Source organism: Pseudomonas putida (genome assembly GCF_005080685.1).
Taxonomy (GTDB): domain Bacteria; phylum Pseudomonadota; class Gammaproteobacteria; order Pseudomonadales; family Pseudomonadaceae; genus Aquipseudomonas; species Aquipseudomonas putida_V.
On sequence record NZ_CP039371.1, the window covers coordinates 5,136,525 to 5,150,972 of the forward strand.

At 63.2% G+C, this 14,448-nt stretch carries 10 protein-coding genes and 3 tRNA genes; 9 read left to right on the plus strand and 4 right to left on the minus strand.

From position 1 onward, the window contains the following. Positions 1 to 188: 188 nt before the first annotated feature. Positions 189 to 782 carry a cold-shock protein gene (locus E6B08_RS31395; RefSeq protein ID WP_136916227.1) on the plus strand — a complete coding sequence of 198 codons (594 nt, stop codon included), beginning with the start codon at positions 189 to 191 and terminating at the stop codon, positions 780 to 782. A gap of 54 nt (positions 783 to 836) precedes the next feature. Here E6B08_RS31395 and E6B08_RS23935 read toward each other — a convergent pair whose 3' ends face one another. Together E6B08_RS23935 and E6B08_RS23940 are read right to left on the minus strand one after the other, a co-directional pair. Then, a complete protein-coding gene (locus tag E6B08_RS23935) occupies positions 837 to 1,046 on the minus strand; it encodes a SlyX family protein (RefSeq protein WP_136916228.1) in 210 nt (69 codons plus the stop codon). Position 1,047: 1 nt separating this feature from the next. Further along, positions 1,048 to 1,467 (minus strand): HIT domain-containing protein, encoded by a 420-nt coding sequence (locus E6B08_RS23940; RefSeq protein WP_136916229.1) that lies wholly within the window; start codon positions 1,465 to 1,467, stop codon positions 1,048 to 1,050. A 726-nt stretch (positions 1,468 to 2,193) separates the two neighbouring features. Here E6B08_RS23940 and E6B08_RS23945 point away from each other — a divergent pair. The 3 genes from E6B08_RS23945 (at position 2,194) to E6B08_RS23955 (ending at position 6,344) form a co-directional block, all read left to right on the plus strand. Next, entirely contained in the window at positions 2,194 to 3,492 is a 1,299-nt protein-coding gene (locus E6B08_RS23945) for an OprD family porin (RefSeq protein WP_136916230.1), read from the plus strand. A 162-nt stretch (positions 3,493 to 3,654) separates the two neighbouring features. Then, a complete protein-coding gene (locus tag E6B08_RS23950) occupies positions 3,655 to 5,370 on the plus strand; it encodes a proline--tRNA ligase (protein WP_136916231.1) in 1,716 nt (571 codons plus the stop codon). Between the two features lie 20 nt (positions 5,371 to 5,390). Further along, positions 5,391 to 6,344, plus strand: a complete 954-nt coding sequence (locus tag E6B08_RS23955) for a hypothetical protein (RefSeq protein ID WP_136916232.1) — start codon at positions 5,391 to 5,393, stop codon at positions 6,342 to 6,344. A gap of 27 nt (positions 6,345 to 6,371) precedes the next feature. On the opposite strand, the gene dinB is transcribed toward E6B08_RS23955, so the two are convergent. Then, the gene (dinB, locus tag E6B08_RS23960) at positions 6,372 to 7,430 is read right to left on the minus strand and encodes a DNA polymerase IV (protein WP_192938701.1); all 1,059 of its coding nucleotides are present in this window, start codon (positions 7,428 to 7,430) and stop codon (positions 6,372 to 6,374) included. Positions 7,431 to 7,651: 221 nt separating this feature from the next. Here dinB and E6B08_RS23965 point away from each other — a divergent pair. The 5 genes from E6B08_RS23965 (at position 7,652) to E6B08_RS23985 (ending at position 12,326) form a co-directional block, all read left to right on the plus strand. Further along, positions 7,652 to 7,728: transfer RNA gene (locus tag E6B08_RS23965), tRNA-Met, on the plus strand. 133 nt (positions 7,729 to 7,861) lie between these two features. Next, positions 7,862 to 7,938: transfer RNA gene (locus E6B08_RS23970), tRNA-Met, on the plus strand. A gap of 132 nt (positions 7,939 to 8,070) precedes the next feature. Beyond that, a tRNA-Met gene (locus E6B08_RS23975) sits at positions 8,071 to 8,147 on the plus strand. A 244-nt stretch (positions 8,148 to 8,391) separates the two neighbouring features. Beyond that, positions 8,392 to 11,034 (plus strand): bifunctional lysylphosphatidylglycerol flippase/synthetase MprF, encoded by a 2,643-nt coding sequence (mprF, locus tag E6B08_RS23980; RefSeq protein ID WP_136916234.1) that lies wholly within the window; start codon positions 8,392 to 8,394, stop codon positions 11,032 to 11,034. Beyond that, entirely contained in the window at positions 11,034 to 12,326 is a 1,293-nt protein-coding gene (locus E6B08_RS23985; RefSeq protein WP_136916235.1) for a virulence factor family protein, read from the plus strand. Before mprF ends, E6B08_RS23985 begins: the two co-directional genes overlap by 1 nt. 151 nt (positions 12,327 to 12,477) lie before the next feature. Here the strand turns inward: E6B08_RS23985 and E6B08_RS23990 are convergent, their stop codons facing one another. Beyond that, on the minus strand, positions 12,478 to 14,388 hold the full coding sequence (locus tag E6B08_RS23990; protein ID WP_136916236.1) for a potassium transporter Kup: 1,911 nt from the start codon (positions 14,386 to 14,388) through the stop codon (positions 12,478 to 12,480). Positions 14,389 to 14,448 lie beyond the last annotated feature (60 nt).

Sequence of the window (14,448 nt, forward strand, 5' to 3'; positions counted from 1 at the left end):
TAACGGTCGCTCGGCGACTTGGTTTGAGAAGCCCCCGGCTTTGCGGTTAAATAGGCACCGTGCCACCCGTGCGGACTGCTATTGCCGGGTGCATAGGCTGACCCAACACGTGTTCGCGCCTACACCTCATGCGCACCGTGCCGCCAGCTTTTTTCTGTGACCGGCCTTATCGACTGTGAGCCAATCCCATGTTCAAGATCGTCCATCTGGTGACGGGCGTAGCGGCCTTGCTGCTGTCGCTCATACCCAGCCTGAAAACCGACGCAACACCCTTCCTGCAACAACCCGACGCGGTCTACCTGGCCTTGCTCGGCCTGCTCAACCTGCTGCTCGCCCCGGTCGTGCCCCTCTACTACCGAGGCGTCCGGCAACAGCTGCAACATCTGGCCTGTGCCCTGCTGGTAGTGGCCGTGGTGCTGCAGACCCTGACCCTGCTGGCACGTCCGGAGCTGGGCAACCTGGCGGCCCTGGTCTGCGCTGCCCTGGCCGTGGTCCTGCACCTGGCCGCCGGCTTCGCCCGCACTGGACGCAAGGCCCGCAGCGCGCAAAGCTCGCCGCAGGACGCCGGCAAACGCGATACCGGCACCGTGAAGTGGTTCAACACCTCCAAGGGCTTTGGCTTCATTTCCCGAGACTCGGGTGACGATATCTTCGTGCACTTTCGCGCGATTCGCGGGGAAGGCCATCGCATCCTGGTCGAAGGTCAACGCGTGGAGTTTTCGGTAATGCACCGCGACAAGGGCCTGCAGGCCGAAGACGTGGTGGCGGTATCGCGCCGCTGATCCTTGCCGGCCCCGGGGCAAGCCCAGGGCCGGCGCCGCAAAAGCGCCGCTGCATTAATAATGAGGCGGCGGCGCTTCCTCACCTTCCTCCGCACCATACTGACCGACCACCTCCTCATAGCGCTTGATCAGCTCGGCCATCTGCAACTGCAGGCGCTCGATCGCCTGGCCTTGCACGGCAATCACGTCATTGAGCGCCTGAATGGTGTCGTCCTGAAATGCCTGGCGCATCTCCAGTTCGACGATGCGATCCTCCAGCGACACCTCAAGCCTCCTCGAATCGTGCATCGAGCACGGCGCGCAGGCGCTGGCGAATACCTTCCACCTGTTCGTCGGTGTAGGCCTGCGCCTGGCACTTGCCCCATACCGGTGCCGGCCACGCCACGTCATCGCGGTAACGCACGATTACATGCATATGCAACTGGCTGACCACGTTACCCAGCGCCGCGACGTTCATCTTGTCGGCGGCAAACGCCGCCTGGAGCGCCTCGGCCAGGTAGCTGGTTTCGCTCCACAGCTGCTGTTGGTCGTCACCCTCGAGCTGGAACACCTCGCTGATGTCGGCACGGCGCGGCACCAGGATGAACCACGGATAGTTGGCATCCTTGCTCAGCAACAGCCGGCACAGGGGAAAATCGCCCAGCACCAGGGAATCCTGCTGCAAACGTGAATCCAGGACGAACACGGTAAACCTCCTCGGGGAAAATCTGGCCAGCGAGCACTGGCAACCTGTGCGCAAGGATACTCTTCTGCGCCCCCTCGCTCACGCTTTTAGGCAGGCATGCACGAAGGCGGTAACACTGCGCTACTTTTCGCACCAAAATGAGGCCACCCAGCGGGCGGAACTGCACTTACCGCTACATCCACCACTGCGGATCAACAGTTGTCGGTAACACATTGAGTTGGATGGCACCTTTGAACAAAAGTAAGCAAGCTAACTATGGCACACCATAAGACAACCCAAAGCCCGTGTTTTCGGCAGGTTTTCCCCACTCCAGCCCCACTTTGTGAAAATTTCATGAAGTGTTGCGTATTTTGAGCACGCTTGTTGCATTCCCTTCACGCCAAGTCGGCACGACACCTGCATCGACAGGTGCACGCGACAAATAACAACAGCGGCATTGGTTACCCAGGGAGTTTTCCGAAACCGAAACGCCTATTACAGTTTCGTTACGGTGAAAGAGACAGCGCTGGCGTTGTACGCCCTGAATGCAGGGGTGTGATTTGCGACATGGAAATACTTTAAAGCGACATGCGAATAAACTTACCGAAAGGATCTTTTTCGTCATATCGCCAATAACAGTCAGCGTGCTATACATTTTCGCCGACATAACAAGAAAGAGCTGCCCCATATAACTAAAACACGTTGGGCGCAGCGGTACTCTTCCTAAAACCAAAGGAGCAAATCACGATGCGCGTGATGAAGTGGAGCATGATCGCCCTGGCCGTTTCGGCAGGGACCTCGCAGTTGGCGTTCGCCTCTGCGCAAGACGAGTCCAAGGGTTTCCTCGAAGACAGCACGGCTGGCGTAAAGCTGCGCAACCTGTACTTCAGCCGTGACTATCGCAACAACGACAGCGGCCAGAGCCGCAACGAAGAATGGGGCCAAGGCTTCATCGGCACCTTCGAGTCCGGCTTCACCCAAGGCACCGTAGGCGTTGGCGTCGATGCCATCGGCCTGCTCGGCATCAAGCTCGACACCGGCCGCGGCCGTGCCGGCATGGGCCTGTTCCCGATCAACGACGACGGCCGCGCTGCAGACGACTACTCCGAGGCCCATGGCGCGGTCAAACTGCGTATCTCCAACACCACGCTGAAATACGGCGGCCAATTCACCGCCGTGCCCGTGTTCGCCACCGATGACAGCCGCCTGCTGCCAGAAGTCGCCGAAGGCTTCCTGCTCACCAGCAAGGAAATCGAAGGCCTGGAACTGAACGCCGGTCACTTCACCCGCCTCAACGCCCAAGCCCAGACCTACAAGGACAGCATCGGCGGCCGCGACGCCGACACCGGTCTGAAGAACCCAGGCCTGACCGACGCCAACTTCGTCGGCGGCACCTACGCCTTCACCGACAACCTGAGCACCAGCCTGTACTACTCGAAGGTCGAAGACTACTGGCGCAAGTACTACGCCAACGTCAACTGGGCACTGCCGATCGCAGACAACCAGGGCCTGGTGTTCGACTTCAACATCTATGACACCAAGAGCGATGGCGACCGCGCCCGCGCCTTCGATGGTGACAAGCTCGACAACCGCGCCTTCAGCCTCTCGGCTGCCTACAACATCGGCGCGCACACCTTCACCGTCGCCTACCAGAAGGTCAGCGGTGACGGCGACTACGCCTACGGCATCGACGGTGGCGGTACCGTCTACCTGGCCAACTCCGTGGCCCGTTCCGACTTCAACGCCGAAGACGAGAAGTCCTGGCAGGCACGCTACGACCTGAACTTCGCCGAATGGGGCGTCCCAGGCCTGTCGTTCATGACCCGTTACATCCGTGGTACCGACGCCAACGTCGACGGCACCACCAACGGCAAGGAATGGGAACGCGACATCGACATCAAATACGTGCTCCAGGAAGGCCCGGCCAAGGACCTCAGCTTCCGCGTCCGCCAGGCTACCTACCGCTCCTCCGACGGCGTCTACTACGGCTCCCCATCGCTGGACGAACTGCGCCTGATCGTCGAGTACCCGCTGAGCATCCTGTAAGCCTGGCTTACCTGTGCCCCGCACCTGAAAGAGCCCGGCCATCCCGCCGGGCTTTTTCTTGGCTGACAAGCGCCCCACCCATGGGGCATCCTGTACGCCTTCGTTTCGCCCCCGTACAATGCGGGGTCATTTCAACGTCTTAGGCAATCGACACGGCCCACCATGCGCACCAGTCAATATTTGCTCGCCACCCAGAAAGAAACCCCTGCCGACGCAGTGGTCATCAGCCACCAGCTCATGCTGCGCGCCGGCATGATCCGCAAACTGGCCTCCGGCCTGTACACCTGGCTGCCGATGGGCTTGCGGGTAATGCGCAAGGTCGAGAACGTGGTCCGCGAGGAAATGAACTCCGCCGGAGCCCTCGAAGTGCTGATGCCGAGCATCCAGCCTGCCGAGCTGTGGCAGGAGTCCGGCCGCTGGGAGCAGTACGGCCCTGAGCTGCTGCGCCTGAAGGACCGCCACCAGCGCGACTTCTGCGTCGGCCCGACCCACGAAGAGGTCATCACCGACCTGGCCCGCAACGAGCTGTCCAGCTATAAACAGCTGCCGCTCAACATGTATCAGATCCAGACCAAGTTCCGTGACGAGATCCGTCCGCGCTTCGGCCTGATGCGTGGCCGCGAGTTCATCATGAAGGACGCCTACTCCTTCCATGCCGACCAGGCTTCCCTGCAGGAAACCTACGACCGCATGCACCAGGCGTACACCAACATCTTCACCCGCCTGGGTCTGGACTTCCGTCCGGTGCAGGCCGACACCGGCTCCATCGGTGGCAGCTACTCGCATGAATTCCACGTACTGGCCGAGTCCGGCGAAGACGACGTGATCTTCAGCGACAGCTCCGACTACGCCGCCAACATCGAGAAGGCCGAGGCCATCCCGCGTGAAACCGTGCGCCCAGCCCCTACCGAGGAGCTGCGCCTGGTCGATACCCCGGACGCCAAGACCATCGCGCAACTGGTCGAAAACCACGGCCTGGCGATCGAGAAGACCGTCAAGACCCTGATCGTGCGCGGCGCCGAAGAAGGCAAGCTGGTCGCCCTGATCGTCCGTGGCGACCACGAGCTGAACGAAATCAAGGCTGCCAAGCTGGAACAGGTCGCCGACCCGCTGGTCATGGCCACCGATGCCGAGCTGCGTGACGCCATCGGCGCCGGCGCAGGCTCGCTGGGCCCGCTGAACCTGCCACTGGAATGCGTGATCGACCGTTCGGTCGCCCTGATGAGCGACTTCGGCATCGGCGCCAACATCGACGACAAGCACTACTTCGGCGTGAACTGGGAGCGTGACCTGCCGGTTCCGCAGGTCGCCGACCTGCGCAACGTCGTCGAGGGCGACCCGAGCCCGGACGGCCAGGGCACCCTGGTGATCAAGCGCGGCATTGAAGTGGGCCACATCTTCCAGCTCGGCACCAAGTACAGCGAGGCACTCAAGTGCCAGGTACTGGGCGAGAACGGCAAGCCGGTGGTCCTGTCCATGGGCTGCTACGGCATTGGCGTGTCGCGCGTGGTCGCCGCTGCCATCGAGCAGAGCTACGACGACAAGGGCATCATCTGGAACGATGCCCTGGCGCCCTTCCAGATCGCCCTGGTCCCGCTGCGCTATGAAACCGACGTGGTCCGCGAGGCGACCGACAAGCTGTACGCCGAACTGACCGCCGCCGGTTACGAAGTGCTGCTCGACGACCGCGACAAGAAAACCAGCCCCGGCATCAAGTTCGCCGACATGGAGCTGATCGGCATCCCTCACCGCATCGTCGTCAGCGACCGCGGCCTGGCCGACGGCAACCTGGAGTACAAGCACCGCACCGAGCAGGACGCCCAGACGCTGCCGCTCGATGAGGTACTGACCTTCCTGCAGGCCCGCGTTCGCCGCTGATAATCAATGCACGAGTGATCATGTCAAAGCGAAGTACCTTTACCCTGGGGGGCGCCGCCTTGTGCGGCGCCCTGCTCGTCAGCGGTTGCGCCAACCAGATGTCCCAGCGCAGCGAGCATGAGGAGCGCGTCGAGCGCAAGCTGCTCGAACATACCCTGCAGATCGATGTCGGCGAGCCGAAGGTAATGGAGCTCCCGCAACGACGCGTGCGTGTCCACGAGGAACAGCGCTTCGAAGTTACCGAGTTCGAAGTCACCCGCCGCTACGATCGCTATACGCCTTACCAACCCTGGCGGGAGATCTACGAGATCCCGCTGGGTGCGGTGGCCGTGGTGGCCGGTGTCGGTGCCAACGTGGTCAACGTGTTCGCCCTGGGCAACCTGCCGGAAAGCGTGACCCATGACTGGCTGAGCTACGGCGTGGCCGGACTCAACCCGTTCATGAACGTGCAGTCCAATGGCCGTGCCCAGCAGAACCTGGCGGCGGTCAGCGAAGTGCAGAAGGACAAGCGTGAGGAGTCCAGCAGCCTGCCGTGGAGCGAGCGGCTGGTGGAGGTCAAGGCCGGCAAGATGACCCACGAGTTGACCACCGACCGCAATGGCGTGCTGCGCCTGAACCTGCTCGACAGCCCGTTCTCCGAGCAGAACCTCAACCACGTCGGCACCCTGCACCTGCAGGTGCTCGACGAGGACAACGCGGTCCGCGGTGATGCCAGCCTGCTGGTCAGCGCCAACCTGCGCAACAAACTGCTCGAGGCACACGAACTGATCTTCGATGACCTCGAGGACGACGATGTGGGCCAGTGGGTGCACCGGGTCAAGCGTCTGTCCGAGCTGGGCCTGGAAGAAGAAGCCAGCGAGATGGAGCAAAGCCTCATCGAGCTCACCCGCAACGACCCGGAACTGCAACAGGAATTCCTGCAGGCCTTGACCAAGGCTACCGGGCGCCTGGTGGCCGATCCCGGCGTGCAATGATGAACGAGGGCCGCGATGCGGCCCTTTTCATTTCGGTGGAAACAGCTCCAATTGTTCATGCGCACCGCGCAGGTCGCGCAGCCTGACCCCCACCCCGAGCAAGCGCACCGGCTTGCCGCCCCGGGCGAATGCCTGTCCCAGTAACTGCCGATAGCTGTCCAGGTCCCTGCCCGCACCGGCTTGCTCCAGGGTGGTCTGGCTGAAATCATGGAACTTGACCTTGACGAACGGCTTGTCCGGCCGATAGCTGCTGTCCATGCGCTCGATCCGCTCGTTCAGGCTGGCCAGCAGATCCGGCAGACGCTCCAGGCAACTGGCCAGGTCCGGCAGATCGGTATCGTAGGTGTTTTCGACACTGACCGATTGCCGGCGGCTGTCGTTATGTACGGCGCGATCATCGATCCCTCGCGCCAGCCCCCACAGACGCTCGCCAAAGCTGCCGAACTCACGCACCAGGGCCAGCCGTGGCCAGTCCCGCAGTTGCAGGCAATTGTCGATGCCCAGGCGCGTCAGCTTGTCGGCCGTCACCTTGCCCACACCGTGCAACCTGGCAACTGGCAAGGCGGCAACGAAGGCTTCGACCTCACCCGGGGTGATGACGAAAAGACCATTGGGCTTGCGCCAATCACTGGCGATCTTGGCCAGGAACTTGTTCGGCGCTACCCCAGCGGAAACGGTGATATGCAACGTACGGGCAACCCGGCGACGAATGTCTTCGGCGATGCGCGTGGCGCTGCCGGAAAACCACTGGCTGTCGCTGACATCGAGGTAGGCCTCATCCAGCGACAGCGGTTCGATGATCTCGGTGTAGTCGCGAAAGATCGTGTGGATCTCGCGTGACGCCTCGCGGTACGCATCGAACCGGGGCTTTACGATCACCAAGTCAGGGCAGAGTTTGAGCGCATGACGGGAAGACATCGCCGAGCGCACGCCATAGGCGCGGGCCTCATAATTACAGGTAGCGATCACCCCACGGCGATCTGCCGAGCCGCCCACCGCCATCGGCCGGCCCGCCAATTGCGGGTCATCGCGCATCTCGATCGCGGCATAAAAGCAATCGCAGTCGACATGGATGATCTTGCGCAATGACATGGAGGCTCGCCAGCACTGTAAATTCATACAGATAGTACCGCATGGACCTATTGCCAAGACAGCCTGAGCGCGGGGTTGGGCGATAATCGGCCTACAAGCCCCGTAGCGCCTGAGCTACGGCCCAGTTTTTGGCGCTAAGGGATTGAACGAAAAAGGGTTTTTTTACATTAACGCTTGACAGCCGAGCGGAAATCCGTAGAATTCGATTCCACAGGCGCGGGATGGAGCAGCCTGGTAGCTCGTCGGGCTCATAACCCGAAGGTCGTCGGTTCAAATCCGGCTCCCGCAACCAGATTCGAGAAGAGGCCACTGTTCAGACAGTGGCCTTTTTCTTTGCCTGGAAAAAAGCCGCTGAAGAAGTTTTCAGCAAATCTCCAGTTAGCGTTTGACACCTGTCAGCCAAGCTGTAGAATGCGCCCCACTGACGCGGGATGGAGCAGCCTGGTAGCTCGTCGGGCTCATAACCCGAAGGTCGTCGGTTCAAATCCGGCTCCCGCAACCAGATTCAAGAAAAGGCCACTGTTATGCAGTGGCCTTTTTCTTTGCCTCGAACAGAGGCGCTGCAGAAAATCCAGGGAAATCAATAGTTAGCGCTTGACACCCGCCAGCCAAACTGTAGAATGCGCCCCACTGACGCGGGATGGAGCAGCCTGGTAGCTCGTCGGGCTCATAACCCGAAGGTCGTCGGTTCAAATCCGGCTCCCGCAACCATATCGTCAGAACAACGCCCACACTGTGAAAACAGCGTGGGCGTTGTTGTTTTCGTCTTCCGCAAACCTCCTCCCCTGTACCGCCGGCCCCGGCATGCAAAGCCACCCTGACCATGAACTATCTTTAACCCGCGCGGACGGCTGAAAGCGTCTCCGCCAGGAGTAATATCAGGATACGTTTTTCAAAGGGAACTTCACTTGGCCGCCCCCTCCCCCATCCTCGCGCTTCATGCCCGAGGTAACCGATGACTTCCAATCCACCCGAACACCCGGCGCCCCTCGCCTCGGCATTGCCTGCGGCCGTGCAACGCCTGCCCCTGCTCGAGCGCGTGAGCCGCTACCGGCAACCGATCGGTCTTGCGGTCACCCTGCTGCTGTTCGCCATGGCGCTGATCGCCTGCCGCCATCTGCTCAGCGAACTGGACTTGTATGCCTTGCATGACGCCATGCTCAGCGTGCCGACCGCATCGCTACTGGGCGCCTTGCTGGCGACGGTGGTGGGCTTCGTAATCCTGCTGGGCTACGAATGGTCGGCCAGCCGCTATGCCGGAGTGAAATTGCCCGCGCGTACCCTGCTGCTGGGCGGCTTCAGTGCCTTCGCCATCGGCAATGCCATTGGCCTGTCGATGCTTTCCGGTGGCTCGGTGCGCTATCGCTTGTATGCGCGCAGAGGCCTGGGGGCCGCAGAAGTGGCGCGCATGACCGTGTTCGCCAGCCTTTCGCTCGGCTGCGCACTGCCGCCACTGGCAGCCCTGGCTACCTTGAGCAACCTGCCGGCGGCGGCTGCGGCATTGCGCCTGCCCGCCAGCGTGCTGGCCGGCATCGCCATCGCCGTGCTGGTCGCTGCGGGGGCACTGGTCATCGGGCTGTACCGCAGGCGCCTGGCCGAGCAGCCGCTGACCGACGCTTTGCTGGTCCAATTGGGCCGCCGCACCTTGCGCCTGCCAGGTGCACGCCTGGCCGCGCTGCAACTGCTGATCACCGCCCTGGATGTGGCTGCCGCCGCCACCGTGCTGTACCTGCTGTTGCCCGAGGCGCCACCGTTTGGTGCCTTCCTTCTGGTTTACCTGCTGGCCCTGGCCGCTGGCGTGCTCAGCCATGTGCCTGGCGGGGTGGGCGTATTCGAAGCGATCCTGCTGGCGGCCTTCGCCGACCAGTTGGGCGCCGCGCCACTGGCTGCGGCATTGCTGCTGTACCGTTTGATCTATGTGGTGTTGCCCCTGCTCGTGGCCTGCGTGTTGCTGCTCGCCAACGAAGCGCGGCGCCTGCTGTTCACGCACCAGGCGATCAAGGCGGCGTCCGGCTTGGCGGCACCGATCCTGGCGATCCTGGTGTTTCTTTCAGGCGTCGTGCTGCTGTTCTCTGGAGCCACTCCGGAAATCGACACCCGCCTGGAACACATGGGCTTTTTGGTGCCGCATCGGTTGATCGATGCCTCGCACTTCGGCGCCAGCCTGATCGGTGTACTTTGCCTGCTGCTCGCCCAAGGCCTGCGCCGTCGCCTGTCCGCCGCCTGGCTGTTGACCACGGTACTGTTGCTGGTCGGCTCGCTGCTGTCGCTGCTCAAGGGCTTCGACTGGGAAGAAGCCTGCCTGCTGACCCTCACCGCCGCCCTGCTGGCGTTGTTCCGCCGTTCGTTCTATCGTCCCAGCCGCCTGCTCGAACTGCCATTGTCGCCGGTATACCTGGTGGCCAGCGCCTGCGTGGTCGGCGCGTCGGTGTGGCTGTTGCTGTTCGCCTACCAGGATGTGCCCTACAGCCACCAGCTTTGGTGGCAGTTCACCCTCGACGCCGATGCGCCACGTGGACTGCGGGCGGCGATGGGCAGTGCGGTGCTGCTGGTGATCGTCTCGCTGACCTGGCTACTGCGCACCGCACGGCCGACCATCCACCTGCCCGATGACGACGAACTGCAACGCGCCAACCGTATCCTGCTGGCCTCCGACCAACCCGACGGCGGCCTGGCCCTGACCGGTGACAAGGCCCTGCTGTTCCACCCCAATGACAACGCCTTCCTCATGTACGCCCGCCGAGGCCGCAGCCTGGTGGCGTTGTACGACCCGATCGGCCCGGCCCAGGAGCGCGCCGAGATGATCTGGCAATTCCGCGACCTGTGCGACCTGCACCATGCGCGTCCGGTGTTCTACCAGGTGCGTGCGGAGAACCTGCCGTTCTACATGGACATCGGCCTGACAGCGCTCAAGCTCGGCGAAGAAGCGCGGGTCGACCTGCGTCGCTTCGACCTGGAAGCCAAGGGCAAGGAAATGAAGGACCTGCGTTACACCTGGAACCGCGGCGGCCGCGACGGCTTGACCCTGGAGATCCACGAACCCGGCCAGGCCCCCTTGGACGCCCTCAAGGAAATCTCCGACGCCTGGCTCGGCGGCAAGAACGTGCGTGAGAAAGGCTTTTCGCTCGGGCGCTTCAGCCCCGATTACCTGCAACACTTCCGCATTGCCCTGATTCGCTTCCAGGGGCGACCGGTGGCCTTCGCCAACCTGCTGGAAACCCATGGCAACGAACTGGCCAGCCTCGACCTGATGCGTGCCCACCCCGAGGCGCCGAAGTCGACCATGGAATTCATGATGATCGGCCTCATCCTGCACTACAAAAGCCATGACTACGGCCGCTTCAGCCTGGGCATGGTACCGCTCTCGGGCCTGCAGCCCCGGCGCGGAGCCCCCCTGACCCAACGCCTGGGCTCGATGGTGTTCCGCCGTGGCGAACAGCTCTACAACTTCCAAGGCCTGCGGCGCTTCAAGGACAAGTTCCAGCCGGACTGGGAACCTCGCTACATGGCCGTGCCGGCCGGGTTGGACCCCCTGGTGGCACTGGCTGACACCGCCGCCCTGATCGCTGGCGGCCTGACTGGATTGGTGAAACGTTGATGATCCGACGCTATTGGCTGTATGTACTGATACCCCTGCTTCTGGCCGCTGCGGCCGGCGCCGTGGCCTTCTGGCTGTGGACCCGCCCAGCCCCCGAGGCGCGCCTCGAACAACTGGCCGTCGGCGGCTTGCAAATGACCCGTGTGACGCCCGGTGTGCACGCCAAGGCCCGCGTGGCGATTGGCGTACCCCAGGACCAGGCCCTGAGCGACAAGCAGTTGCTCGACCTGAGCCAGGCTGGCGAAGCGCAACTGGTGCAGGTGATCCTGCCGCCCAACGACTGCACCCAGCAACAGCAGGCCGTGGACCAGGCGATCGACCAACTGGCTGGCAAGCCAACCGTGGTCGCCGGTATCGGCCCGGGCGCGAGCCAGGCCTGGCGCTGGCTGGCCAGCCAGTCCGACGACAAGGCCCGGGCCATTTCGGTCGACTTCAGCCTGGAGCAACCGGGCTGCACGGCCGCGCTGCCCAAGGCAGCCACGCACGGCCATTGGAACGTGGCGTGGAACGACAACCCGGACGACGCCAGTGCCGGTTTCGTACGCGACCAGGCGAACGCCGAAACCAGCATCAGCGATTACGACATCCACCTGCCACAGGTACTCAAGGCCCAGTTGACCCAGGCCCTGGTTGGCCGCGACGGCAACGCGCTGGCCATTCCCGTGGTCGAGGTGCCCGCCGGACAGACCACCGACACCGTGACCCTGTTCCTCTCCGGTGACGGCGGCTGGCGCGATCTGGACCGCGACGTGGCCGGGGAAATGGCCAAGCTCGGCTACCCGGTGGTGGGCATCGACACCCTACGCTACTACTGGCAGCACAAGACCCCGGAGCAAAGCGCTGCCGACCTGTCGGAACTGATGCAGCACTACCGTCAGAAGTGGGGCACCAAGCGCTTCGTGCTCGCCGGCTACTCGTTCGGCGCCGACGTGCTGCCGGCGATCTACAACCGCCTGCCAGCCGAAGACCAACAGCGGGTCGATGCGGTCATGTTGCTGGCCTTCGCCCGCAGCGGCAGCTTCGAGATCGAGGTGGAAGGCTGGCTGGGCAAGGAAGGCCAGGAGGCCCCGACCGGGCCGGAAATGGCCAAGTTGCCAGCGTCGAAGGTGGTCTGCGTGTATGGGGTGGAAGAGGCCGACGAGAGTGGCTGCACCGACAAGACAGCAGTGGGTGAACGCATGAAGTTGCCGGGTGGCCACCACTTCGACGAGAACTACCCGGCACTGGCCAAGCGCCTGGCCGGCGAGATCGACACCCGCCAGGGCAAGTCCAGCGTGGCGGAACAGAACTGAGCATCGCAAGGCGGGCTTGATGGCGCCCTTGTCGGAGCGGCCTTGTGCCGATCCTGCAGGGGCTGCTGTGCAGCCCTTTGCGACCGGTCCGGCGCTCCGGCAAGGCCGCTCCCACATAAACCGGTTGCAACCTGGAGGGCGGGATCTTTGTTCAGATCTCGACCTGGGTTCCCAACTCGATCACCCGGTTCAACGGCAAGTTGAAGAAACGCAGGTTGCCGTTGGCATTCTTCAGCAAGAAGGCGAACAGATTCCCACGCCAACGTGACATTCCCTCCAACCGGGAGGCGATCACCGTTTCCCGGCTGAGGAAGTAGGTGGTGCGCATCGGGCTGAAATCCAGCTCCTCCAGATGGCACAACTTCAAGGCCGCCGGCACATCCGGCTCGTCCATGAAGCCGAAGTGCAGCAGCACGCGGAAGAAGCCATCACCGTATGCCTCGACTTCGAAGCGCTCATGTTCCGGCACCCGCGGCCGATCCTCGCTCACCACCGTCAACAGTACGACCTGGCTGTGCAGCACCTGGTTGTGCAGCATGTTGTGCAACAGCGCATGGGGCACTGCGTCCGGCCGCGCGGTGAGGAATATCGCCGTGCCCTCGACCCGGTGCGGCGGCTGCACGCGGATGCTGGCGATGAACACCGGCAGCGGCAGCGCTGCCTCATCGATACGCTCGACCAGAATCTGCTTGCCGCGTTTCCAGGTGCTCATCAGCAGGAACAGCACGCCACCGGCCAATACCGGGAAGGCGCCACCCTGGACGATCTTCGGCACGTTGGCGGCGAAGAACAACCCGTCGACGAAGAGAAAGCCCAGCAGGATGGGAACCGCCAGCAGCGGTGGCCACTTCCAGAGCAGCAGCATCACCGACGACACCAAGATCGTGGTCATCAGCATGGTCCCGGTCACTGCCACGCCGTAGGCCGCGGCCAACGCGCCGGAGGACTCGAAGCCGATGACCAGCAGCACCACGCCGACCATCAGCGTCCAGTTCACCGCGCCGATGTAGATCTGCCCCTGCTCGTCACTGGACGTGTGCTGGATCTGCATGCGTGGAATATAGCCGAGCTGGATGGCCTGGCGGGTGAGGGAGAACGCCCCGGAAATCACTGCCTGCGAGGCGATGACCGTGGCCATGGTCGCCAGCCCGACCAGCGGCAGCAAGGCCCAGCCCGGTGCCAACAGATAGAACGGGTTGCGCGCCGCGTCGGGGTTCTGCAGCAGGATCGCACCCTGGCCGAAGTAGTTCAGCACCAGCGCCGGCAGCACCAGGGCGAACCAGGCACGGGCGATCGGCTTGCGACCGAAATGGCCCATGTCGGCGTACAACGCCTCGGCGCCGGTCAGCGCCAGCACCACGGCGCCGAGAATGGCCACGCCCATTCCAGGGTGGACCACGAAGAAGTTGACAGCCCAGCCCGGGTTGAACGCCTTGAGTACTTCGGGGCTCTGCGAGATGCCATGCACCCCCAGCGCCGCCAGGACCAGGAACCAGGCGACCATGATCGGCCCGAACAGCTTGCCGATCTTCTCGGTGCCATGCTTCTGCACCAGGAACAGCGCCACCAGCACCACCAGCGACAGCGGCACCACCCAGTGGTCGATGCCGTCGAAAGCCAACCCCATGCCCTCCACCGCGGAAAGCACCGACACCGCCGGGGTGATCATGCTGTCGCCGTAGAACAGCGAAGCCCCGATCAGCCCACAGATGACCATCAGCGAGCGCAGACGCGGGTATTGCGCCGTTGCCCTGCGCGCCAGGGCCGTCAGCGCCATGGTCCCGCCTTCGCCCTGGTTGTCGGCGCGCAGGATGAACATCACGTACTTGAACGACACCACCCACAGCAGCGACCAGAGGATCAGCGACAGGATCCCGAGCACGCCATCATGGTTCACCGGCACGCCGTAGCCGCCGGTAAAGACTTCCTTGAGCGTATAAAGAGGGCTGGTACCGATATCGCCATACACCACCCCAACCGCTGCCACGAGCAGGCTAATCGACCGCGCCGCACCCTGCTTCCCCGCGTGCCCGCCTTCGGCGTGACTGCTTGCCTGAACCATCGACCACTCCCGCAGACCGCCGTGAAGACCCGTAGAATTCCCCAGACGCCAAGGCCTTGC

What these genes read in the sequence shown, in the direction of transcription:
- E6B08_RS31395 (WP_136916227.1), top strand. Translation starts at nt 189, where the DNA reads ATGTTCAAGATCGTCCATCTGGTGACGGGCGTAGCGGCCTTGCTGCTG.
- E6B08_RS23945 (WP_136916230.1), top strand. Translation starts at nt 2,194, where the DNA reads ATGCGCGTGATGAAGTGGAGCATGATCGCCCTGGCCGTTTCGGCAGGG.
- E6B08_RS23985 (WP_136916235.1), top strand. Translation starts at nt 11,034, where the DNA reads ATGATCCGACGCTATTGGCTGTATGTACTGATACCCCTGCTTCTGGCC.
- E6B08_RS23990 (WP_136916236.1), bottom strand. Translation starts at nt 14,388, where the DNA reads ATGGTTCAGGCAAGCAGTCACGCCGAAGGCGGGCACGCGGGGAAGCAG.
- mprF (WP_136916234.1), top strand. Translation starts at nt 8,392, where the DNA reads ATGACTTCCAATCCACCCGAACACCCGGCGCCCCTCGCCTCGGCATTG.
- E6B08_RS23950 (WP_136916231.1), top strand. Translation starts at nt 3,655, where the DNA reads ATGCGCACCAGTCAATATTTGCTCGCCACCCAGAAAGAAACCCCTGCC.
- E6B08_RS23955 (WP_136916232.1), top strand. Translation starts at nt 5,391, where the DNA reads ATGTCAAAGCGAAGTACCTTTACCCTGGGGGGCGCCGCCTTGTGCGGC.